This window comes from Sphingobacterium humi, from assembly GCF_009768885.1.
Classification (GTDB): Bacteria; Bacteroidota; Bacteroidia; order Sphingobacteriales; family Sphingobacteriaceae; genus Sphingobacterium; species Sphingobacterium humi.
Window position 1 is genome coordinate 383,308 of the sequence record NZ_WSQA01000003.1, and the last position, 23,372, is coordinate 406,679.

Genomic DNA, 23,372 nt, shown 5'->3' on the forward strand with positions numbered 1-23,372 from the left:
GTGCTTAAATGGCTTCATTTAATCGGCCTAATGGGAATTGGTTGTTGTGCTTTTGCGCAACAACCAATTTCTAATTTACAGCGGTACATGATTGAAGGCTATGCGCAGGGGACAACCTATGCCATAACTTACTATGCGGCGCAAGAAATGGTCAGCAAGGCGCAAGCCGATAGCCTGTTCGCCGTGATAGACCAGTCCATGTCGCTGTATAAGCCTGATTCTAAGATCAGCCAGTTTAACGACCCGAATTGCTCGTCTATAGAGATGGATGCGCATATGGCCAAGGTGTTGAAGAAATCGTTTCAAATCAATAAGCAATCCAAAGGTATATTTGATATTACCGTAAAGCCATTGGTATCCCTTTGGGGTTTCGGCCCGGAAAACCTGACAGCGATTCCGGATTCCGCAACCATCAAGGAAACCTTGACCTATGTGGGTATGGATAAGCTGAAGCTGAGGGGCAGGAAACTCGTGAAAAAGGATAATCGCGTATCTATTGACCTGAATGGAATTGCCCAAGGCTATACCGTAGATGTAGTGCACGATTTTTTATTGAAGAGAAAAGTGCCGGCTTTTATTGTGGAAGTAGGTGGGGAGATTAAAACCCACGGCTATAAGCCGAATCAGGAGCTCTTTAAGGTACTGATTCAACGACCTGCCGTAGCGAGGGAGCAACACAATTATATTGTGGCCCTGCATAACAAGGCTGTGACCACTTCGGGGAGCTATGAGAAATTTAGAACGGTAAAGAATTACCGTTTCTCACACCATATGGATGCCAAAACGGGCTATCCATTAAAGTCAAATATCATCTCGGTAACCGTGATTGCAGACCATGCCATGGAAGCCGACGGACTGGATAATGTATTCATGGCTATGCAGCCCGAAGATGCGGTTGCATTTGCGAATACCAAAAATAAAATTGATATTTATTTGTTGTATTTGGATCAAGGGCTGGTAAAAGAAGCCTATTCCGCTGGGTTTGCCAAGTACATCATAACCGATTAGTGTCATTTGTACGCTAAGACTAACAAACTTAATCCTACATGAAAAGATCAGAATTCTTGAAAAACAGTTCTTTATTTGCTGCTGGCAGCTTATTGAGTGGAACAGCGATGGCCGCAAGCGCTGCAGAAAAAGAACAATCTAAAGCTGCAAATCAACCTTTTAAATTAGATTATGCTCCCCATCAAGGGATGTTCAGCGCAACGGCTGGTAAAAACTTCCTGGATGAAATAAAATATATGCATGAGTTAGGCTTCCGTAGTATTGAAGATAACGGCATGCCGAGTCGCTCGGTAGATGAGCAAAAGAAAATTGGCGAGCTACTGGCTAAACTTGGTATGCGCATGGGTGTATTTGTGGTGCCCAAAGGAGGCAACGGCGCGAATAGCCTAGCGGCAGGGAATCCGGATTTCGTGGATATCTTTTTAAAAGGCTGTCGCGACTCGGTAGAAATCGCGAAACGCTGTCATGCAAAATGGGTAACGGTAGTTCCCGGCGATTATGCCCGTAAGTTGCCGATTGGAGTACAAACGGCCAATGTGGTGGAAGCCCTGAAAAGAGGTGCTGAAATTTTTGAACCGCACGGCATTACCATGGTGCTTGAGCCTTTAAGTGATACCCCCGATCTCTTCCTGCGCTTCTCCGACCAAACCTATGAAATCTGTAAAGCTGTAAACAGCCCTTCCTGTAAAATCTTATACGACGCCTACCACCAACAAAAGAACGAAGGAAACTTAATTAACTTAATGAACCTATGTTGGAGTGAAATTGCCTACATCCAAGTGGGGGATAACCCGGGCCGTAAGGAGCCGACAACAGGGGAGGTGAATTACAAAAATGTGTTCAAATGGCTGCATGAAAAGGGATATAAGGGCATTGTAGGGATGGAGCATGGCATGTCGAAATCAGGCAAAGAAGGCGAAGTAACTTTGGTGAAAGCCTATCGTGAAGTAGACTCATTTTAGTGTGCTAAACCATTTTAGTTAATGAAACAAATTTGTGATTGTATTTCATTAACAAGTAATAATTTTTATATTTAAATCCATAAAATCTATATAAGCCTATTCGAATGTCATCATCAATTAAATTTAAATTATCCTTCATGATGTTCCTGGAGTTCTTTATTTGGGGCTCTTGGTTTGTCACCTTAGGTACCTTTTTAGGTAGCACACTAAATTCTACAGGCTTAGAAATTGCCAATGTCTTCTCTACCCAATCTTGGGGCGCTATTGTGGCTCCTTTTATCGTGGGTATGATTGCCGACCGCTATTTTAATGCGGAGCGCATCCTGGGTATCCTGCACCTGATTGGTGCTGTGTTGATGTTCCAGTTGTACAATAGCCATTCCATTGGGGAATTCTTCCCTTATGTATTGGGCTATATGTTGTTGTATATGCCAACCCTGTCTTTGGTGAATTCCGTTTCCTTCCGTCAGTTGAAAAACCCGGAGAAGGAGTTTTCCAATATCCGGATTTGGGGAACCATCGGCTGGATTGTAGCCGGATTATCGATCTCCTACCTTTTCAAATGGGATGCCGAGCAAAGTATTAAAGAGGGCTTGCTACGCAATACCTTCTTAATGGCGGCTATTGGCTCGGTTATATTGGGTCTATTTAGTTTCTTCTTGCCGAAAACGCCTCCTGTGAAAGTGGAAGCCGGCGAAAAGCAAAGCTTCGCGAAAATATTAGGGCTGGATGCCATTAAGTTGCTGAAAGATCGGAACTTCTTGGTTTTCTTTGTGTCTTCCATATTAATCTGTATTCCATTAGCGTTCTATTATCAATACGCGAATCCGTTTCTGGCAGAAGTAGGTTTAAGCAATCCGACTGGGAAGATGACCATTGGTCAAATCTCGGAGGCATTATGTCTGTTATTGTTACCGATATTCTTTACACGCTTCGGCTTTAAGAATACGATCTTGCTAGGGATGTTGGCTTGGGTATTGCGCTATGTGTTTTTTGCCTATGGCAACGCGGGCGAAGCAACGTATATGCTGTTGTTGGGAATTGCCCTACACGGTATCTGTTACGACTTTTTCTTCGTGTCCGGTCAGATTTACACCGACTCGAAAGCAGGTAAAGAGAATAAAAATGCGGCACAGGGCTTGATCACCTTCGCGACCTATGGCGTTGGGCAGCTGATCGGATTCTGGGTGGCCGGATTTGTAAGTGATACATATAACCATATTAAAACGACCGACGTGGCGGCGTTCTGGCACCAGTTGTGGATTGTGCCAGCAATTATCGCTTTAGTCGTGTTCTTTATTTTCCTTTTCTTCTTTAAGAAGGAGAATATCGTCAATCAATCAGAAACTAATTAAATAATAGAGTAATGGTAGAAAATAATATTTATGATGCCATTGTTATCGGATCTGGTATTAGCGGTGGATGGGCTGCTAAAGAACTAACCGAAAAAGGTCTGAAAACAATCATGTTAGAGCGTGGTCGCAATGTCGAGCACGTGAAAGATTACCATGCAAATAAGGATGTTTGGGAATATCCACACCGTGGAGGAAGAACCAAGCAGATGGAAGCTGACTACCCTGTTTTGAAGCGTGATTACCCCCTTAATGAAAAGAACTTAGATTTTTGGGTGAACGAAAAGGAGAGTCCCTATGTGGAGAAAAAAAGATTCGACTGGTTTAGAGGATATCATGTGGGTGGCCGTTCTTTAATGTGGGGCCGCCAGAGTTACCGTTTTGGTGATTTGGACTTTGAAGCTAACGCTAAGGATGGTCATGGTGTAGACTGGCCTATCCGTTATGCCGATATCGCACCTTGGTATTCTTATGCAGAGAAATGGGCTGGAATCTCCGGAAACCGCGATGGACTGGATGTTCTTCCGGATGGTGATTTTATGCCGGCTATGCCTTTCAATATCGTTGAAAAGGATTTGGCCGAGCGTTTGAAAAAACAATTCGGCGGCAGCCGCCATTTTATTATGGGGCGTACCGCAAATATTACCCAACCGCATACCGGCCGTATTAATTGCCAGTATCAAAATCAATGTTGGTTAGGTTGTAACTTCGGGGGCTACTTCAGTACGCAATCCTCGACATTGCCGCCTGCCATGAAAACAGGAAACTTAACCTTGCGTCCGTTTTCTATCGTAACGAAGATTATCTACGATAAGGATACGAAGAAAGCCAAAGGGGTAGAGATTGTTGATGCGGAAACAAACAAGACGTATGAATTCTTCGCGAAAGTGATCTTCGTATGTGCTTCGGCCTTCAACTCGACCTGGGTGTTGATGAACTCAGCAACCGATGTTTGGGAAGGTGGTTTAGGCAGTAGCTCGGGCGAATTAGGCCATAACGCAATGGATCACCACTTCCGTTTGGGAGCAAGTGGTCGCGTAGAAGGCTATGACGATAAGTATGTCTTCGGCCGTAGACCTACAGGCTTGTATGTGCCGCGTTTTGTGAATATCGCTAGTGATACTAAACAACGTGATTATGTGCGTGGCTTCGGCTACCAAGGAGGTGCTTCGCGTGGTCGTTGGTCTGGCGAAATTGCAGAGATGGCCGTAGGGGGCGAATGGAAAGACGCCTTATGTGAACCAGGAAACTGGAGCATCGGCTTTACCGCTTTCGGAGAAATATTACCGTACCATGAGAACCGTATCTTCTTGGACAAAGACGTGAAGGATAAATGGGGATTGCCGGTATTGGCCATGGATATGGAAATTAAAGACAACGAAAACAAAATGCGTAAGGACATGACCGAAGAGATGAAAGCCATGCTGGAATCTATCGGGGTGAAAGATGTAGGTACTTACGATGGTGGTTATAATTTCGGGATGGGTATCCACGAAATGGGAACCGCTCGCATGGGCTTAGATCCGAAAACTTCCGTATTGAACAAACATAACCAGGTGTGGGATGCAACCAACGTTTATGTAACGGATGGCGCATGTATGACTTCCGCGGGTTGTGTGAATCCTTCGTTAACTTACATGGCATTAACAGCGAGAGCCGTAGACCATGCCGTTAGCGAATTGAAAAAAGGAAATATTTAACATTCGACTAAAACCAAACGATTATGAGTGAGCATAATTCGAGGAGAACATTCCTAAAGCATGCAGCCGTAGCTGCTGCCGGCTTTAGCATCGTTCCGCGCCACGTGTTGGGCGGAACGGGATTTGTGGCTCCGAGTGATAAATTACAAGTAGCAGGTATTGGGGTTGGGGGAAAAGGAGAAAGCGATATCAAAGCCTTCCACGATAGTGGAAAAGCGAATATTGCCTTCCTATGTGATGTGGATGATCGCCGTGCTGCCAATTCGGTGAAGCGTTTCCCGAAGGCTAAGTATTATAAGGATTACCGGGAGATGCTCGATAAAGAGCATAAGCATATCGATGCTGTCTCAGTGTCGGGTCCTGACCATAACCATGCCATCCATGCCTTGGCAGCGATGCAGCTTGGCAAGCACGTGTATGTGCAGAAACCGTTGACCCACGATATCTGGGAAGCACGCGTTTTAACGCATGCAGCAAAGAAATATAAGGTGGTTACCCAAATGGGGAACCAAGGTGCCTCCAACGATGGCCCGCGTCAAATCAGAGAATGGTATGAGGCTGGCTTAATCGGCGATGTGCATACCGTATATTGCTGGACAGACCGCCCGGTATGGCCTCAAGGTATTCCTTGGCCTGCACAGAAAGCTGAGGTGCCGAAGGAATTAGATTGGGACCTTTGGTTGGGTACTGCGCCACAAAAGGATTATATCGAGAAACTAGTGCCTTTCAACTGGCGTGGCTGGTGGGATTATGGTACTGGCGCCCTTGGCGATATGGGATGTCACTTATTGGAAGTGCCATTTAGTGTATTAGGCTTGAACTACCTGCAAGATGTGCAAGCATCTGTTGGGTCGGTGTATGTGGATGAGTTTAAACGTGGGTATTTCCCGGAAAGCTGTCCGCCATCAAGTCATGCTACCATGACCTTCCCGAAAGGAAGCCGCACCAGCGGTCCGGTAACTCTGCATTGGATGGACGGTGGTATTCAGCCGGCACGTCCGGAGGAGCTGGAGCCGAATGAAATCTTCGGTGATGGTGGAAACGGTATCCTGATGGTCGGTACGAAAGGTAAAGTACTGGCAGATACCTATGGCGATAGAGCACGCTTGTTGCCAACCACAAGAAAAGAAAACGTAGCGATGAAATACGCACGTGTTCCGGGTGGTGCTTCAGGTCACTATGCGCAATGGGTGGAAGCTTGTATTGCCGGCTATGGTAAAAAAGAAGTCAGTGCACCTTTTGAAATATCAGGACCATTGACGGAGGCTTTATTGATGGCCAACTTGGCAATCCGTGGAGCCGATTTAAAAATCGATGGTAAATATCCAGGACGTAACTTAAAGCTGCTTTGGGATAACGACAATATGAAAGTAACCAACTTTGATATCGTGAACCAATTCGTGAAGCGTCAATACCGTCCGGGATGGGAAATTAATTATTCATTTTAATAAGGTATAAGAAGATGATGAATAGAAGAGAAGCATTAAAACGTGTGGCCTTTATCATGGGTGGTACGGTTATTGGCTCCAGCCTTTTCTTAGAAGGTTGTAAGCGCAAGGCTACCAAAGATGTGGCTGCTTTGTTTGAGGCAGAAACAACAGATTATTTAGGAGAGTTAGCCGAGGCTATCCTTCCAAAAACTTCAACACCAGGCGCAAAAGAAGCAGGTGTTGGTGCGTTTATTCCGGTAATGATCCGCGATTGTTACGACGAGAAAGATCAAAAAGCTTTCGTTGAAGGCTTAATTGGCGTTGAAGATCGCGCGAAAAAAGAATTCAAAAAAGGATTTTTGGAACTAACGCCTGAGGAGAAACTTCAGTTTGTAAACAACTACGATAAGGAAGCTAAAGAATACCAAGGCAATAAAAAAGAAGAGGATGCAAACCACTTCTTCACCATGTTGAAACAATTGACCTTAACTGGCTTCTTTACCTCTGAAGTAGGTATGAAACAAGCATTACGCTATGTGAAAATCCCTGGAAAATTTGATGGAAACTATCCATACAAAAAAGGGGATAAAGCATGGGCTATCTAATAAAAAAGGCTCTCTTGGAAAAGAGAGCCTTTTTTTAAGCTTGTTTATTGGCAACATGCATCAGGAAGTGAATCTTCTCATTCCTACTGATGTTGTAGGTATCACTGCCATGGGCACCAACGCCCTTATGGATACTGACTTGATTGCCGTAGGTGAGCTCCCGGAGGAAGTTCATTTCGATTTCCGTGATCTGTTGACTCAAGACGTATTTCGGATCGAGGGCGTCGAAACACCAGTCCATGTATTTTACATTATTGGCATGTCCGGCGATGTCTAAGTCGGATAATACGACCTGATAATCTTTAAGCTTTTGGAAGTCGCAGAGCCCGTCGATGCGTTGTACGGGTCTGGGTGTGCTATGCATATCCGGAAGGATCACGGCATGTTCGGTACTCACGGCTAGGGCTTCAGCCTTGCGGGCTTCCACGTTAAATACGGCCCATAAGCTACTGGCAGTGGCGACAACATGCTCGCCAAGGATAACTTCGAAATTACGGGTAGAACGGGATCCGCTGAAGTCCTGGATCCAGGTACGGATGGTCAGGGTTTGTTCAAAGCGGGGTAGGCGTTTAATCTGGATTAGCATGCGGCTGAGTACCCAAGACTGTTTATGTTTCAGCATGGTGCGTGCACCGAAGCCTAAGATCACCGCGTGTTCGCTGGCTGTAATCTGTAATATATTGTTAAGTTCGCTGTATTTTAATTGTCCGTTTGCATAACATTGGGTAAAGTTCAATGTCCATTCTTTCTCAAAGTATCCTGCCATGAATTTCAAATTACATGCGAATGTAACTAATTTATTAATGTAAAATAAAATGTTGGCTTTGTATATATAAATAACTAAATTGACGTTAACCTAATAAACCCCGAATTGTATGAGCATGATAGGAACATTAATAGAAAAGGAACAGGTTGCTAATTTGAAGATAATACCGGCTGAGGTCGATAACTCCGCGAAATTTATGTCTATTTTGCAGAGTGCCCTACGCTTAGGCAATGAATTTAAGTCGAAAACAGCCCTCGTTTTTAATACCGATGAAGGCCCCATGCGGATTGAAACTACCGTATGGTCCCTAACGGAAAAGTATATTCAAATCAAACACGGGATCTTAATTCCCTTGCGATCCCTGATCGCAGTAGAATATTAACGAAAGAGGCGCATAGCCTCTTTTTTATTCGTGCAGCTTCTTGGCTGCACATTAAGCTAAGTTTGAAAATAGTTTCTCCGATGAAAGTATGTTTAGTTTTAAAATTTACAGGCAATCTGTAACATTTTAGTTAAACTATAGACTAATAGTCAAACTTAGATATTTTATGAAACATCAACTGCTAACTATGGTGATTGTACTGATGAGCATGCTGACTGCGCAGGCTCAAGTAACAGGTGATTGGAAAGGTAAATTAGAAGTCCAGGGCAATGCTTTGGATATGACTTTCCACATCACGAAAGATGGCGAGAACTACAAATCGACCCTAGATATCCCGGCTCAAGGAGCCAGCGGATTACCCATGACGGAAACCAAATTCGAGAACAACATCCTGACGATTTCTTTTGCGCAAGCAGGCTTTTCTTTTGCTGGCGAGTTGAAAGGCAGCGAGGTAATCGGGAAGTTCAAACAAGGCGGAATGGAATTCCCACTTACCCTATCCAAAGGGAAAGCGAGCAAGCCCGGCGATACGACCTTAGTATCGAGTAAAGCCGATCTGGAGAAATTAATAGCCTTCGATAAGGGAAATTACGCCTACAAGGTGGAAGATTACTTTGCGAAGCCCAACTCTTCTGCCTTCCAACTGTCGCCGAACGGCAAGTACATCTCTTATCGCGAAAAGGATGCCAATAACAAGCGTCATGTCATGATTAAGGAAGTAGCTACCGGCAAGGTTGTACGTGCTATTGAGGAGAAGGATGAGTTAATCCGAGCGATGGGCTGGGTAAATGATGAACGCCTGGTGTATATTATGGACCAAGGTGGCAATGAAAACTACCACCTTTATGCAGTAAATATCGATGGCAAGAACAATATCGACTTAACGCCTTTTGAAGATGTGCAAGCAAATATCCTGAACATGATGAAAGAAGTGAAAGATCATATCATCATTTCTATGAATAAGGATAATAAGCAAGTGTTTGAACCTTACAAGGTAAATATACATACCGGGGAATTGGAAAAACTATTCACCAATACCGACCCGGCCAATGCCATTGTCGATTACGATTTCGATAAGGAAGGCAAGCTACGTGGCTATTCCAAAATGCATAATGGAATCAATACGCAGTATTTCTATAAAGCCAATGGTAAATCGGATTTCGAGCTTTTCGGAACCGGTAAATGGGATGATACCTTCTCGATTCTATCCTTTAACTATGCCTCCAAAAATCCCGATGAAGCTTATGTGCTTACCAACTTAGATTCGGATAAGGCGCGTATTATCCTCTACGATTTCGGGACAAAGAAAATATTAAAGGAAATCTATTCCAATGCAGAATACGATGCTACCATTCTAGGCATCTCACGCAAGCGCAATTGGGAGATTGACTATGTAGGCTTTGAAGGCGCACGCGTGGAGATAAAACCCGTAAGTGCTACCTTCAAAAAACTATATCAAAAGTTCAGTAAAGAATTCCCGGGCTACGAGTATTCCATTGTTGGGAAAACCGACGAGGAAGATCAATACCTAGTGATGGTACAAAGCGATAAGCTATACGGACGCTATTATCACTTAGATGCCAAAAGCGGCAAGACCACCTTGTTATACGATTTAATGCCGCAATTGAAAGAAGGGGATATGGCAGAAATGCGCCCGATAACTTATAAATCCAGAGATGGCTTAACCATCCATGGTTATATCACCTTGCCGAAAGAAGCTTTAGCAGGCAAGAAAGTGCCCTTGATCGTGAATCCGCATGGCGGTCCGCAAGGTGTTCGGGATAGCTGGGGTTTTAATCCAGAAGCCCAACTCTTTGCTAGCCGTGGCTACGCCACTTTGCAAGTCAACTTCCGTGTATCCGGAGGCTATGGTAAGGAATTCCTTCGTGCCGGATTTAAACAGGTTGGCCGTAAAGCCATGGACGATGTGGAAGATGGTGTCCAATACGTAATTGATCAAGGCTGGGCCGATAAGGATAATATCGCGATCTATGGTGCTAGTCACGGTGGTTATGCCGTATTGCGCGGATTGACCAAAACTCCAGACCTCTATAAAGCCGGCGTAGACTATGTAGGCGTATCCAATATCTTCACCCTATTAAACTCCATTCCAGAATACTGGAAGCCTTATAAAGAGATGTTATACCAAATTTGGTACAACCTAGAGGATACAGAAGAGGCGGCCATTGCTAAAGAAGTATCGCCATTGTTCCATGTCGATAAAATCAAAGCGCCTTTATTTGTGGTGCAGGGAGCCAATGATCCACGAGTAAAAATTGCCGAAGCCGATCAAATCGTATCTGCATTACGTGCGAAGGGCGTGGATGTGCCCTACATGGTTAAATACGATGAAGGCCATGGTTTCCATAAAGAAGAAAACCAGATTGAATTCTACAAAGCCATGCTGGGCTTCTTCCGTAAACATTTAAATTAATTATTGTTAAATAGTTGTAAAGCCCCTAAATTTAGGGGCTTTACTTTTTTGTACCTACGTTATGCATATCCTCAATCCGCAACAATTACAAGAAGTCGATGTACTGACCATGCAACGCCAGCAGATCCGTTCTTGGGATTTGATGGAACGCGCCGCAAAAGCCGCCTTAAAACAAATTATTGCCGATCATCCTGCCATGTTAGGAGAGCCGATTACTATACTATGTGGGAAGGGAAATAATGGAGGCGATGGGCTAGTTATGGCCCGCTTGCTGTTGGAAATGGGGCAAAAGCCTAGCGTATGGTTGCAACATGCATCCCAGTACTCGGTCGATAACCAAGAGAACCAAGGATTATTACCCATTGGCTACCTGAAAACCTTTCACCTGCACACGAACTTTGAATTCCCCAAGCAAGGCCTGCTGATCGATTGCTTATTCGGATACGGCTTAAGCAAAGCCCTCACATCCGATTGGCAGCCTATCATCGAGCAGATCAATGCCTTTGAGGGCAGGGTAGTGTCCATCGATATGCCTAGCGGATTAGCCTGCGAGGGCCATCTACCTGCCGGATCACCCATCGTGGAAGCCGACTGCGTGTATACCTTTCAAATGCCCAAGCTGAACCTGGTATTGCCCGATTACGGCTATTATGCCAAGTCTTTTAAAATCATCTCCATCGATCTCGATGAGGCTGCCATCGCGGAAAGCAGCAGTAGCAGCTTCTACAGCGATGCCGATAGCATGGCCACACTCCGAAAGCCACGTTTAAAATACAGCCATAAAGGCACGTTTGGACATGCCTTATTATTAGGCGGAAGCTACGGGAAAATGGGCGCCATGGTATTGGCCAGCAAGGCCGCGATTCGGACAGGCTGCGGTCTGTTAACAGCCGCCGTGCCGATAGCAGGAGTATCCATTCTGCAATGCACGGTTCCTGAAGCCATGGTACTCGCAGATACGAACGAACAAGCTTTGCAGGATTTCAACTTTCCAACTGCTTATTCCGCGATAGGGATAGGCGTAGGCATGGGAACCAGCGTGGAAAGCCAACAAGGATTTTCCATCTTCCTGCGGTCTTTACCTGCCGAAAGCAAATTAGTGCTGGATGCCGATGCCTTAAACTGTTTGGCCAAACACTCACAATTACTCGCGCATTTGCCCAAGGAAAGTATTTTAAGTCCACATCCAAAGGAGTTAAGCCGCCTATTAGGCACCTGGCAGCATGATTACGATAAAATAACCAAGGCCAAAGCTTTCTGCCAGCAATATGAGGTGTATCTCTTAATTAAGGGTGCTAATAGCCTTTTGGTCTGCCCGGATGGCGAATTGCACTTCAATGCTACCGGAAACCCCGGCATGGCCACAGGCGGCGCTGGAGATGTGCTTACCGGCATCTTAACCAGTCTGCGCGCCCAAGGATATCCCGCAAAGGAGGCGGCCCTGTTAGGCATGTACATCCACGGGCTGGCGGCCGATCTAGCGGTTGAAGAGTTAGGCGAAGAAAGCCTCATCGCCAGTGATATCAGCAATTATATAGGGAAGGCCTTTATGCGTTTGACCCAAGGCGGGTTTTAAATATCCATGCCCTTTTGTTCTTCCACCTCAAAAACGCTGTCAATTTTCCAGCAGCTTTTGTCTTTGGAAGCTTTTACGGCCAGCTGATCGCAACGTTCGTTCAGGGGGTGCCCCGCATGTCCTTTTACCCATACCAGTTTCACGCGGTGCAATTTGTAAAGCTGCATCAAACGCATCCATAGGTCTTTGTTCTTTTTGCCTTGAAAGCCTTTTTGAATCCAGCCATATACCCACTTTTTATCAATGGCATCGATGACATATTTGGAGTCGGAGAAGATCGTGACTTGCTGATTGAGGTTCTTTAGCGCTTCCAGGCCTACAATCACCGCCAATAATTCCATGCGGTTATTGGTTGTTTTGCGGAAGCCTCCCGAGAATTCTTTTTCGATTAATTTCCCTTGAAATTCGGGGTTGCTCCCTTGGTATATGGTTCTTAAAATTGTTCCATACCCGCCAGGTCCCGGGTTTCCACTTGATGCGCCGTCCGTATAAAGTTCAATCATATGGGCAAAATTAAACTAATTTCCCGAATTTGAAGCAGGTTGCTCGGCTAAGTATTTTTCCAGCAAATAATGTTTTAAGGCCGAGGTCAAGATAACGATCAGTAAGCCAATGAAACAACCCAAACCTGTAGAGAGGGCTCTATAAATAGGCGTATAGGCTATTTGGGTGTGGTGAGGCTCAATCATAATAATCAATAAAGCCACAATGGCCACACGCGCCATGTTCATGATGTTAAAAAGCCTACAGGTTATAATGGTCAACACAATACCGAAAACTATTGAATAAACCGACTGGGGGAGCAGCCATACGCAAATCATGGCCACACTGGAACCGATAAAGTTAGATTTGAATCGTTCGATGGATAATCGTTTGGAATCTTTTTCTTCCGGCGAGATCACCAGGATAATGGAAAGTAAGGCCCAGAACAGCTCGAGTTCCTTAAATCGGTTGTACAAGAGGAAACCGATCAAAAACCCTAAAAGGCATCGAAATATATAAATGGGCAAAGCAGATGAAAGAACTTTGCGGATAAAGGGCTTGCTCACAGGGAATACTTTCATTGGCGCAAAAATAAGGCTTTCCACAGACATAAAAAAAGCCTTTCGGTAATCCGAAAGGCTTTCTCAAAAGGCTAAAATCCTATCTTTACATCGGCCCGTAAGAGAGTCTTTGCATTCTTCACCTTCGAATCCAAGAGGGCTAATTTAATCACCTCCTTCATGTCGGTTACATAGTGGAAATTTAAATCCTTAATATAATCTTCTTTAATTTCTAATATATCCTTCTGGTTGGCTTTACAAAGAATAATATCTTTAATATTCGCGCGCTTAGCTGCCAATATTTTCTCTTTGATACCACCCACCGGAAGCACCTTGCCACGTAGGGTAATTTCACCGGTCATCGCCAGCTTTTCTCTCACCTTGCGTTGGGTAAATAAGGAAGCTAAAGCCGTAAGCATGGTGATTCCTGCAGAAGGGCCATCTTTCGGTGTAGCACCAGCCGGCACGTGAATATTTACATCCCACTGATCGAAGATGCGGTAATCGATATTGAAATCTTCGGCATGCGAGCGTAGGTAAGCCATGGCAATGGCTGCCGACTCTTTCATCACTTCACCCAAGTTACCGGTCAGGCTTAATTTCCCTTTACCCGGGCTTAAGCTCGACTCAATAAACAAGATATCGCCACCCACTGAGGTCCAGGCCAATCCGGTTACTACGCCGGCAATTTCGTTGTTCTCATACAAGTCCTTATCGAAAATTGGCGCGCCCAGTATTTCCTCAATCGTTGCCGCATTCAGGTTGCTGTCGTAGGCTTTCTCCATCACGATGCGTGTTGCCACACCCCGTACCACAGAACCTATTTTCTTTTCTAAACCACGTACGCCGGATTCACGCGTATATTCCTCGATAATCTTTTCGATCATCTTCGGTTTTAAGCTGATATCTTTTGCCGGTACGCCGTGCATTTCACGTTGCTTTGGCAATAAGTGTTTCTTCGCAATTTCAATCTTCTCTTCAATGGTATAGCCGTTCACCTCAATAATCTCCATCCGGTCTAATAAAGCCGGCTGAATACCGCTTAAGGAGTTTGCTGTCGCAATGAACATCACCTTCGAAAGGTCGTACTCCATTTCTACATAATGATCGTAGAAGTGGGTGTTTTGTTCCGGATCCAAAACCTCCAATAAGGCCGAAGAAGGATCGCCTTTAAAATCAGAACCAATCTTATCGATTTCATCCAATACGAACACCGGATTCGAGGCGCCTGCTTTTTTCAACGACTGGATAATACGGCCCGGCATCGCACCGATGTAAGTTTTACGGTGACCACGGATTTCCGCTTCGTCCCGAATACCGCCCAAGGCCATCCGTGTATACTTGCGTCCTAAAGCCCGAGCGATCGATTTCCCCAAGGAAGTTTTACCAACTCCCGGAGGCCCTACCAAACAGAGGATTGGCGCTTTCATATCGTTCTTAAGCTTCAATACCGCCAAGTATTCTATAATCCGTTGTTTCACCTTTTCCAAGCCATAATGATCTTTGTCCAATACCTTCTCGGCACGCTTCAAATCAAAATTGTCTTTGGTATATTCACCCCACGGTAAATCCAATAACAGCTCCAGGTAATTCAGTTGTACGGAATAATCTGCCGCTGCCGGATTGATACGGGCTAATTTTTCAGTTTCTTTATTAAAGTGCTTGCTTACATCTTCAGGCCATTTCTTCGACTTAGCCCGTTTTTTAAGCTCTTCCAATTCCAGGTCGGGGGTGCTGCCCCCCAATTCTTCCTGAATGGTTTTCAGCTGTTGGCTTAAGAAGTAATCGCGCTGTTGCTTATCTAAATCGACACGAACCTTATTCTGGATCTGGTTTTTCAGCTCCAACATTTGAATTTCTGTCGTTAGGTATTCCAACAATTGTTTTGCACGCTTCACAAAATCGCGGTTTTCCAACAGGTCTTGTTTATCTTCCAATTCCAGGGAAAGATTCGAGGCGATAAAATTCACCAGGAAAGTCGGGCTTTCAATGTTCTTGATCGCAATACCGGCTTCACTTGGTAAGTTCGGCGATAGCTGAATAATCTGTAAGGCCAATTCCTTCACCGAAGAAATCAAGGCTTTAAATTCCTTGCTGTTTGTTTTCGGCTTGTCTTCCGGGTATTTCTCTACCGTTGCGGTCATATAAGGCTCGCTTTGCAGCATTTCTTTTAGCTTAAAGCGTTGTTTTCCTTGAATAATCACCGTGGTATTCCCGTCGGGCATTTGCAAAACTTTGATGATATGGGCCACCGTACCTACTTTATGCAATTGCTCGAAGGTAGGGTCTTCCACGGTCATATCTTTTTGGGATACCACACCAATGGTACGGTCTCCTTTATAGGCGTCTTTTACTAATTTTATAGATTTATCTCGACCTACCGTAATGGGAATCACCACCCCTGGAAAAAGTACCGTATTGCGTAAGGGTAGGATAGGAAGGATCTCCGGAATTTCCGCATCACGCATCTCATCCTCGTCTTGTTGGCTCAATAGGGGGAAGAATTCCGTTTCCTCGTTTATGATAGGTAAAGTTTGGTCAAAATTGAAGGCGTTAAATTTGCTCATAGTCTCCTTTATCGTTTAGCCGACATCTTGTCAGATGATTTGGGCCAAATGTTGTTGTATTTGTTTGTACCCGTATAGTGCAAGCGCAATGCCAATATGAATTTTTGGTATTATTTATGCTTATGAAGAGGTAATCCTGTTAAAACGTCAGTGTTTAGGGTCTTGACGCCGACCGTAATAGGGGCAAAGGTAAGTCAATTATTTAGTGAAATGTGGAAATGTTTATAAATATTGATTGCGCCCTTAAACTATTTAACAGATTTTTACTCTATGCAGTAGGATACTGCAATTTATCGAACGAAAAACAATTGGAAATGAATAGTTATAAAATGAATACACAAATGAAGTCTTTAAAAATCGGATTAGCGACAGTAGCATTAGCACTTTGTACAGTAGCTGTACAAGCGCAGGAAAAACAACATAGTGACCCGAATGTACGTGCAGGAGAGAAAGCACTATTGGATGGAGATTTTAAAACTGCTGCAACGCAATTTGAAAAAGCACTTCCAACCTCTGGCTCCGATCCTGATGTCGTGTATTTATTGGGATATTCGCAGTTTCAAAACGGCGAATACAAAAAAGCAATCGCTTCTTTCAATAAAGTAATTAGCTTAGATGCCAAAAATGTGCATGCCTATTACTACAAAGCAAAAGCAAATAACAACATTGCGGTTGACCGTAAATTAAAATTGAAAGAAACAGATCGTGAAGCTTTATTAAAATCAGCCGTAGCTGACTATACCAAAGCTATCGCCATCAATGCTAACGATGCTAAATTATACCAAAACCGCGCTATTGCTTACCGCGATTTAGGAATCTTAACAGGAACGTCTTCCTCTTCAAATTACAACAAAGCAACAGCAACGGATGCTTATAACAAAGCCGTAACTGATTATGAGAAAGTATTAAGCTATGATGCTTCCCGTAAGGATATTCAAACGGAAGTGAAAAAAGCGAAAGTATACCGCGATAATTTGAAATAACAATTAGCGCATGAAAGATAAAAGCCCCCGGGAGATTGATTTCTTCACGGGGGCTTCTTTTTTTCCTATAGCGGATGCTTGCTTTCTATTATTTTCTTGTACTCACTGGGCGAGTAGCCTGTTAGTTTCTTGAACTGCGTGCTGAGGTGCGCCGTACTGCTATATTGCAGCTTGTAGGCAATCTCGCTAAGCGATAAATCGTAATGTAGCAGTTCCTTCACCTTTTCCACCCGTAAATGGATGAGGTATTTTTCTATGGGCTCGCCTTGAACTTCCGAAAACATATTGCTGAGGTAGGCATAATCCAGGTTGAACCGATCCATCAAAAATTGTGAGGTTTTCAAGGGATTTTCTTCCTCCCGGCTCAGCAAGTCCATTAAAGCCAGTTTAATGTCTTCCACGAGTTGCGTCTTGCGGTCTATCAAAATCTCGAAACCAATATCCTGCAATTCTTGGTCTAAAGCCTTTGTTTGCTGTTCATCCAGTTCTGCCTGCGTTTCCAATAAGCCGATGCTTACTTGCTGATAGGCAATATCCAGCCGTTGCAGAATCTGCTCAACAGCCATCACACAACGTGGGCATACCATATTTTTTATGCGGATACTGGCCATATTAATCGATCAGCCCTGCACGTTTTAATAAAGGTTCCACCTGCGGCTCTTGTCCTCTAAATTGCTTATAGAGCTTCATGGGGTGTGCAGTGCCGCCTTTTGCCAAGATGTTTTCTTTAAATTTGGTCGCCACTTCCTTGTTGAAGATGCCCTTTTCCTGGAAATAGGAGAAGGCGTCGGCATCCAACACCTCGGCCCATTTATAGCTGTAATAGCCGGAGGAGTAGCCCCCATTGAAAATATGCGAGAAGGACGGGCTCATGGCATTGTCGGCCACGTCCGGATACATGCTGGTGCTGGCGAATTGCGCCAATTCAAACTTCTTCAGCTCTTGAATGTGACTTGGGTCTTGTCCATGCCAGCCCATATCCAATAAGCCGAAGCTCAGTTGGCGAACCGTGGCCAGACCTTCCAAGAAGGCGGCGCTTTCTTTAATTTTTTCTACATATTCCATCGGGATGTTCTCGCCACTTTGATAATGCTTCGCAAAAAGAGCCAAGGCTTCTTCTTCGTAACACCAGTTTTCCATAATCTGGCTTGGCAATTCTACGAAATCCCAAAATACCGAGGTGCCCGATAGGTTCGGGTAGGTGGTATCGGCCAACATGCCGTGCAAGGCATGCCCAAACTCATGGAATAAGGTCAGCACCTCATTAAACGTCAATAAAGAGGGTTTGCTGGCAGTAGGTTTGGTAAAGTTGCAAACGATGGACACATGCGGACGCTCGTCTTGTCCATCTTTTCGGTATTGCGATTTAAAGGAAGTCATCCATGCGCCGTTTCTCTTTCCCTTGCGCGGGAAAAAGTCCGCATAGAATATGGCAACCAATCCACCATGATTATCGCGCACCTCAAAGGTTTGCACGTCTTCATGGTATTTATCGATGGTACCCACCTCTTTAAAGTTTAGGTCATATAATTTATGAGCAATGTCAAATGCCCCTTGCAATACATTTTCCAGTTGAAAATAAGGTTTTAGCTTTTCGTCGTCCAGGTTGAATTTTAGTTGCTTCAGCTTTTCGCTGTAATAGCTGCCGTCCCATTTTTCGAGCTGCTCAATCTGATCCAGTTCCTTGGCGTAGGCGGCTAATTCTGCAAATTCTTTATCAGCAGCCGGTTTAGCTTTGGCCAATAGATCGTTGAGGAATTTGAGCACGGTCTGCGGATCTTGCGCCATGCGTTCTTCCAACACAAAATGGGCATGACTGGCATAGCCCAAGAGGTTGGCCCGTTGATGCCGCAGGTTCACGATTTTAAGCACCAGGCTTTCGTTGTTGTTTTCATTTGCTTGGTAGGCCTTTTTTCCGGCAGCAATGGCCAACTCTTTGCGTCGCTCCCTGCTTTTGGCATAGGTCATAAATGGAATATAGCTGGGATAGTCTAGGGTGAAAATCCAGCCTTCTTTTTCTTCCTCCTGAGCCAATTCCTTGGCAGCTTCAATAGCCCCTTCTGGTAAGCCTTCCAAGTCTTGCGGATCCATGATGTGCATTTGGTAAGCATTGCTATCTGCCAATACATGCTCGCCATAGCTCAACTTCAATAAGGAAAGCTGCTCATCAATTTCGCGCAAGGTTTGTTTTTTATCCTCAGGCAGCAAAGCACCATTGCGCACAAAATCTTTATAGGTTTTTGCCAACAGGGTTTGCTGTTCCTCGCTTAAGCCTAAGCTGTCCTTTTGGTCGTACACTGCTTTTACCCGTTCGAAGAGGGCAAAGTTTAAGGTGATATCGTTGCTGAGTTTGGATAATTTCGGCGCCACTTCTTGCGCAATTTTATCCAGTTCATCATTGGTTTCTGCTGAATGTAGGTTGAAGAATAAATTTGAAATTCGATCTAAACGCATACCAGCAAAGGCCATCGCGGCCAGGGTATTGTCGAAGCTGGCTGCTTCTTGCTGATTGACGATCTGATCGATTTCTGCGCGGGTTTCCGCAATAGCCGCCTCAAATGCCGGAACATAATCGGCATTTGTGATTTTCGAGAAAGGTGCGGCATCATGGGGCGTGTTAAACGCTTTTAATAGCATATTCATAGCATAAAGTTACAACAAAATAGCATAGCTATTGACGTAAAAACAGGGAAAATCAGTAGTTTTGACTGTAACATTACGCACATTAAACCGTTCTATTAATAAAAGTGGCTGCATGAAATTAAAATTTAAAGCTTGCTTGATGATTCCGGGTGTATTATTGGCGATGCAAGCTTGTCAATCAGGAAATACAACCCAAAGCACGAAGGCCGTGCCGGCTGAAGAGCTGCAGAAGGAGAGCTTGCCAGGTACTTACGAATATGTAGGAAATGGCGATACCATTCGCCTAGATTTGCAGACCCAGCAGGATTCCGTATATGGTAAATTATTGTATGCCCTAGGCGAAAAGGACCGTAATGATGGCGACTTTAAAGGAACCATAAAAGGAAACCAATTGGTTGGGGAATATTATTTTATGTCGGAAGGGGTAGGCTCTGTGCGCGATATGATTTTTAATGTAACCAAAGATGGCCTTTTGGAAGGCTATGGCGAGGTGGAAGAGAAAAACGGTGGATTCCGTTTTATCGATACCAGCAAATTAAAATTCGACCATGGCATGGTCTTGTTAAAGAAATAAAACGGCTTTACGTAGGTTAGCCAATAAAAAAAGGAAGCTTGTCTATAGCTTCCTTTTTTTGTTGGCTTTGCTGTTCGTTACAGCACCAAGCATATTCCTATAACTTTTCCTTTTTCCTTTTCTTTTTTAACGCCTTTTCACCGCCTTTGCATCGCCCTTTGCAAAGGGGCTTGAAAGGGGTTTGAAAGGGGTTTGAAAGGGGTTTGAAAGGGGAGAGTAAGGGGTTTAAAAAGAGGCTGCCCCGAAGAAGCTGTGGCCTATTCTAGGCCTTCCCACCAAGCTTTCGTATCGTTGTCTTGATTTAAGTAAATGATTTGTCCCATTTGTGGCGTCCAAATCGGCATGCCCTGTTTGTTGGCTTCCTTATGGATGCGAATCATAGGTTCATCCCAGGCGTGGTTCGCCAAGGGAAACTTGGAGTTATGCACCGGAATTATTCGTTTTGCCCGTAGCTCCTGGGCTGCTGTCACGGCTTCTTCGGGCATCAGGTGGATGTATTTCCACAGCTCGTTGTATTGGCCGTTTTCCAGAATGACCACATCGAAGGGGCCATATTGCTCGCCAATGGTTTTGAAGTGCTTGCCGTAGCCACTGTCGCCACCGATAAGGATGTTATGCGTTGGGCTTTGCAGCACAAACGCCGACCATAGGCTGGTATTGCGTTTGAACCAACGGCCGGAGAAATGGCGCGCCGGGCAGGCGGTAAAATTTAAGGAGTCTAGCTGTATGCTTTCACCCCAATACAGTTCGTGGATATTTTCTGCCGGATAGCCCCAGCGTTCTAAATGGGCACCCACGCCTAAGCTGGTAATCACCTGTTTGGCTTTGTTCTTCAGCTCCAAGAAGGTATGGTAATCCAGATGGTCGAAATGATCGTGGCTAATCAGCAGGATGTCAACCTCGGGCATATCTGCCGCGGTATAGGTATACGTCATATCGAAGGCCTTTACCCCAATAGGAACGGGGGAGGCATGCTTGCTGAATACAGGGTCGACCAGGATACGCTTGCCATTCACTTGTAAAAAGTAGGAGGAATGGCCAAACCATACGTACACATCTTGATTTAAGGGGATATTCTTGAGGTCGGTTTGTATTACGGGCAGGGCTTTGCTGGGCACATTGCGCTTATCTTTTTCAAAGAAAAAGGTTTTGAACAGGGCGATTTGCGATACGCCTTCCTTCGTGGCTGGGGTAAGCTCCAGGTTGTCAAATACCCCGTTTTTATAGGTTGCAGTTGCTTCCATTTGTTGAAGCCTTTTGCCGGAGGCTAAACTTCCGATTCTGTCCGATCTGCCTAAAAGGTAGATAAACAAAATAACCAATGTTACAATGGTTATAATAATATAGAGCATGTACTTAAAAATCTTTTTCATGTTAGTGCGGCGCAAGATAGAATTTTAGGTTGAAAAATTGGTAATAGTTACTTCGGGAACCTATTTATTTTACTTTTATCTGAGTTTTTAAGTTAAAATTATTTAGAATCATTATGAATATGACATTTATATGTAAATAAATTAATACATAATTAAAATTCGAATTGTAACTTGCGGCGCATGTTAAAAATATTACAAAATTTGAATTTTAAAGTTATGAATGATGTCGCTATGATTAAGGAAGCCTTCAAAGAATTAGATGTGAAGTATACAGATTACCTGGTTGGGGAAGGAAAGTGGCTGGGGGGCAGTCTAGGTATGATTTTAACTTCGGCAAAGGACAAAAAACCTTCAAACCCGGGGATTGCAGTTAAGAAAGAAATATTCAATATGTTGCCTCATCACATTAAAGCCGATATTATTTCCATCATACAACTTTAGTTAGTTTACATCACAGTTTTCCAATCCAAAAGAAAAGGGTACCTGCTTGCAAGTACCCTTTTCTATTTGGCCGATGGCCTAGTATTTTTGCTTATTGGTAGCCCAATAATTTCATGACTTGTTTCGAGTTTTGCTCTTCGCCAAACACCTCGTAGTTGAAGGTTTCGTCGCGGTTGCGGCGTACCAATACATGCTTCGGTGAAGGCAGTAAACAATGGTGGATACCACCATAACCACTTAATACCTCTTGGTAAGCACCGGTGTGGAAGAAGCCCAGGTATTGCACTTTTCTGGTTTTCGGCATAAATACCGAGTTCATATGTGCTTCCTGATTGTAGTAATCCTGCCCATCGCAAGTAATACCGCCTAAGTTTACACGCTCGTATTCGGAATCCCAATTATTGATCGGTAATAAGATGTATTTTTGGTTTAAGGCCCATACGTCCGGTAAGTTGGTGATAAAAGAACCGTCTAGCATTAACCATTTCTCCCGGTCGTTTTGTTGCTTACGGCCTAAAACTTTGTAGAGGATACCGGATGCTTCAGCAACGGTGTATTTACCAAATTCAGTAATGATATCGGGTTCTACGACTTCGTGGTGCGCACAGATTTGTTTGATGCGGTTCACGATTTCATTAACCATGTATTCGTAATCGAAATCATGTACCAAAGAATCTTTAAACGGCATACCACCACCAATATCTAGGGTATCTAGCTCCGGATTGATCTTCTTGAATTTACAATAAAGCGTTACGTATTTCTCTAATTCGTTCCAGTAGTACGGCGTATCCGAAATACCGGAGTTGATAAAGAAGTGTAGCAACTTCACGCGGAAGTTCGGGTTGTCGGCAATTTTATTGTTGTAGAAGTCGATAACGTCTTCTAAACGAATACCTAACCGAGAAGTGTAGAACTGCGAATCGGGTTGTTCCTCGGCCGCAATACGGATCCCTAGATTACAAGGTTCGGTCAGTTCGATCTCATCGTCGTACATGTTGAATTCCTCTTTATTATCCAATACCGGGATAATGTTGTGGAAACCATCGTGTAGCATATCGACGATATACTGTTTGTATTGATAGGTTTTGAAGCCGTTACAAATAACAGTGATTTCTTTGGTTACTTTTCCTTGTCTTTCCAAGGCGTCAATCATCGGCATGTCAAACGCGGAAGAGGTTTCCAAGTGGATGTCGTTTTTCAACGCCTCTTCAACAATATGTTTAAAATGTGATGATTTGGTGCAATAACAATACTTATAAGTACCACGATAGTTGTATTTCAACATGGCTGTTTGAAACAATATCTTGGCCTGCTGTATCTTCTTACTGATAATCGGAAGATATGTAAAACGTAGGGGCGTGCCATACGTTTCTATCATTTCCATCAAATTCAAATCGTGGAAGTACAATTCGTCATCGATAATATCGAATCCGTCTTGCGGAAAACCAACACTTAAGTCAAGAAATTCCTGATAGCTCTGCATTTTTTATTATTTTTGGCAAAGATATACTTTCGTAATGAATACATAAATAT

Annotated in this window: 20 protein-coding genes; 12 read left to right on the forward strand and 8 right to left on the reverse strand. The window is 44.1% G+C overall.

Annotated elements, in window-relative coordinates; translation table 11 throughout:
- Positions 1-30 precede the first annotated feature (30 nt).
- From GQF63_RS05835 to GQF63_RS05860, 6 genes are all read left to right on the forward strand, one after another.
- Positions 31-1,008, forward strand: a complete 978-nt coding sequence (locus tag GQF63_RS05835) for an FAD:protein FMN transferase (protein ID WP_160368232.1) — start codon at positions 31-33, stop codon at positions 1,006-1,008.
- A 38-nt stretch (positions 1,009-1,046) separates the two neighbouring features.
- Positions 1,047-1,970 carry a hydroxypyruvate isomerase family protein gene (locus GQF63_RS05840; protein ID WP_160368234.1) on the forward strand — a complete coding sequence of 308 codons (924 nt, stop codon included), beginning with the start codon at positions 1,047-1,049 and terminating at the stop codon, positions 1,968-1,970.
- 104 nt (positions 1,971-2,074) lie between these two features.
- Positions 2,075-3,325: a nucleoside permease gene (locus GQF63_RS05845; protein ID WP_160368235.1), complete on the forward strand. Its 1,251-nt coding sequence runs from the start codon at positions 2,075-2,077 to the stop codon at positions 3,323-3,325.
- 11 nt (positions 3,326-3,336) lie between these two features.
- Positions 3,337-5,022: a GMC oxidoreductase gene (locus tag GQF63_RS05850; RefSeq protein WP_160368237.1), complete on the forward strand. Its 1,686-nt coding sequence runs from the start codon at positions 3,337-3,339 to the stop codon at positions 5,020-5,022.
- Between the two features lie 23 nt (positions 5,023-5,045).
- Positions 5,046-6,470 carry a Gfo/Idh/MocA family protein gene (locus GQF63_RS05855; protein WP_160368238.1) on the forward strand — a complete coding sequence of 475 codons (1,425 nt, stop codon included), beginning with the start codon at positions 5,046-5,048 and terminating at the stop codon, positions 6,468-6,470.
- Between the two features lie 14 nt (positions 6,471-6,484).
- Entirely contained in the window at positions 6,485-7,057 is a 573-nt protein-coding gene (locus tag GQF63_RS05860) for a gluconate 2-dehydrogenase subunit 3 family protein (protein WP_246163338.1), read from the forward strand.
- Between the two features lie 34 nt (positions 7,058-7,091).
- On the opposite strand, the gene GQF63_RS05865 is transcribed toward GQF63_RS05860, so the two are convergent.
- On the reverse strand, positions 7,092-7,823 hold the full coding sequence (locus tag GQF63_RS05865) for an acyl-[acyl-carrier-protein] thioesterase (RefSeq protein ID WP_160368240.1): 732 nt from the start codon (positions 7,821-7,823) through the stop codon (positions 7,092-7,094).
- Between the two features lie 109 nt (positions 7,824-7,932).
- Here GQF63_RS05865 and GQF63_RS05870 point away from each other — a divergent pair, with 109 nt between their 5' ends.
- The 3 genes from GQF63_RS05870 (at position 7,933) to GQF63_RS05880 (ending at position 12,215) form a co-directional block, all read left to right on the forward strand.
- The gene (locus GQF63_RS05870; protein WP_246163340.1) at positions 7,933-8,205 is read left to right on the forward strand and encodes a hypothetical protein; all 273 of its coding nucleotides are present in this window, start codon (positions 7,933-7,935) and stop codon (positions 8,203-8,205) included.
- A gap of 166 nt (positions 8,206-8,371) precedes the next feature.
- Complete coding sequence (locus GQF63_RS05875) at positions 8,372-10,639, forward strand: alpha/beta hydrolase family protein (RefSeq protein WP_160368243.1); 2,268 nt, start codon at positions 8,372-8,374, stop codon at positions 10,637-10,639.
- 61 nt (positions 10,640-10,700) lie between these two features.
- Positions 10,701-12,215 (forward strand): NAD(P)H-hydrate dehydratase, encoded by a 1,515-nt coding sequence (locus tag GQF63_RS05880; protein ID WP_160368245.1) that lies wholly within the window; start codon positions 10,701-10,703, stop codon positions 12,213-12,215.
- On the opposite strand, the gene rnhA is transcribed toward GQF63_RS05880, so the two are convergent.
- Genes rnhA through lon form a run of 3 tightly spaced genes read right to left on the reverse strand, consistent with a single transcriptional unit; the run spans position 12,212 to position 15,825 of the window.
- Entirely contained in the window at positions 12,212-12,718 is a 507-nt protein-coding gene (gene rnhA, locus GQF63_RS05885) for a ribonuclease HI (protein WP_160368247.1), read from the reverse strand. The genes GQF63_RS05880 and rnhA overlap by 4 nt on opposite strands.
- Before the next feature lie 15 nt (positions 12,719-12,733).
- Positions 12,734-13,309, reverse strand: coding sequence for an FUSC family protein (locus GQF63_RS05890; protein WP_212592474.1), 576 nt, complete (start codon positions 13,307-13,309; stop codon positions 12,734-12,736).
- A 41-nt stretch (positions 13,310-13,350) separates the two neighbouring features.
- Positions 13,351-15,825, reverse strand: a complete 2,475-nt coding sequence (gene lon / locus GQF63_RS05895) for an endopeptidase La (protein WP_160368249.1) — start codon at positions 15,823-15,825, stop codon at positions 13,351-13,353.
- Between the two features lie 341 nt (positions 15,826-16,166).
- Here lon and GQF63_RS05900 point away from each other — a divergent pair, with 341 nt between their 5' ends.
- A complete protein-coding gene (locus GQF63_RS05900) occupies positions 16,167-16,808 on the forward strand; it encodes a tetratricopeptide repeat protein (RefSeq protein ID WP_246163341.1) in 642 nt (213 codons plus the stop codon).
- Between the two features lie 65 nt (positions 16,809-16,873).
- Here the strand turns inward: GQF63_RS05900 and GQF63_RS05905 are convergent, their stop codons facing one another.
- Both GQF63_RS05905 and GQF63_RS05910 read right to left on the reverse strand, forming a co-directional pair.
- A complete protein-coding gene (locus GQF63_RS05905; protein WP_160368253.1) occupies positions 16,874-17,419 on the reverse strand; it encodes a helix-turn-helix domain-containing protein in 546 nt (181 codons plus the stop codon).
- A gap of 1 nt (position 17,420) precedes the next feature.
- Positions 17,421-19,451: a M3 family metallopeptidase gene (locus GQF63_RS05910; RefSeq protein WP_160368254.1), complete on the reverse strand. Its 2,031-nt coding sequence runs from the start codon at positions 19,449-19,451 to the stop codon at positions 17,421-17,423.
- 112 nt (positions 19,452-19,563) lie between these two features.
- Between GQF63_RS05910 and GQF63_RS05915 the strand changes: the two genes are divergently transcribed.
- Positions 19,564-20,025, forward strand: a complete 462-nt coding sequence (locus GQF63_RS05915) for a hypothetical protein (RefSeq protein WP_160368256.1) — start codon at positions 19,564-19,566, stop codon at positions 20,023-20,025.
- Between the two features lie 257 nt (positions 20,026-20,282).
- Here GQF63_RS05915 and GQF63_RS05920 read toward each other — a convergent pair whose 3' ends face one another.
- Positions 20,283-21,398, reverse strand: a complete 1,116-nt coding sequence (locus tag GQF63_RS05920; RefSeq protein WP_246163342.1) for an MBL fold metallo-hydrolase — start codon at positions 21,396-21,398, stop codon at positions 20,283-20,285.
- Positions 21,399-21,578: 180 nt separating this feature from the next.
- Here GQF63_RS05920 and GQF63_RS05925 point away from each other — a divergent pair, with 180 nt between their 5' ends.
- Complete coding sequence (locus GQF63_RS05925; RefSeq protein ID WP_160368258.1) at positions 21,579-21,839, forward strand: hypothetical protein; 261 nt, start codon at positions 21,579-21,581, stop codon at positions 21,837-21,839.
- Positions 21,840-21,930: 91 nt separating this feature from the next.
- Here GQF63_RS05925 and GQF63_RS05930 read toward each other — a convergent pair whose 3' ends face one another.
- Complete coding sequence (locus tag GQF63_RS05930; protein WP_160368260.1) at positions 21,931-23,322, reverse strand: arginine decarboxylase; 1,392 nt, start codon at positions 23,320-23,322, stop codon at positions 21,931-21,933.
- Positions 23,323-23,372: the final 50 nt, after the last annotated feature.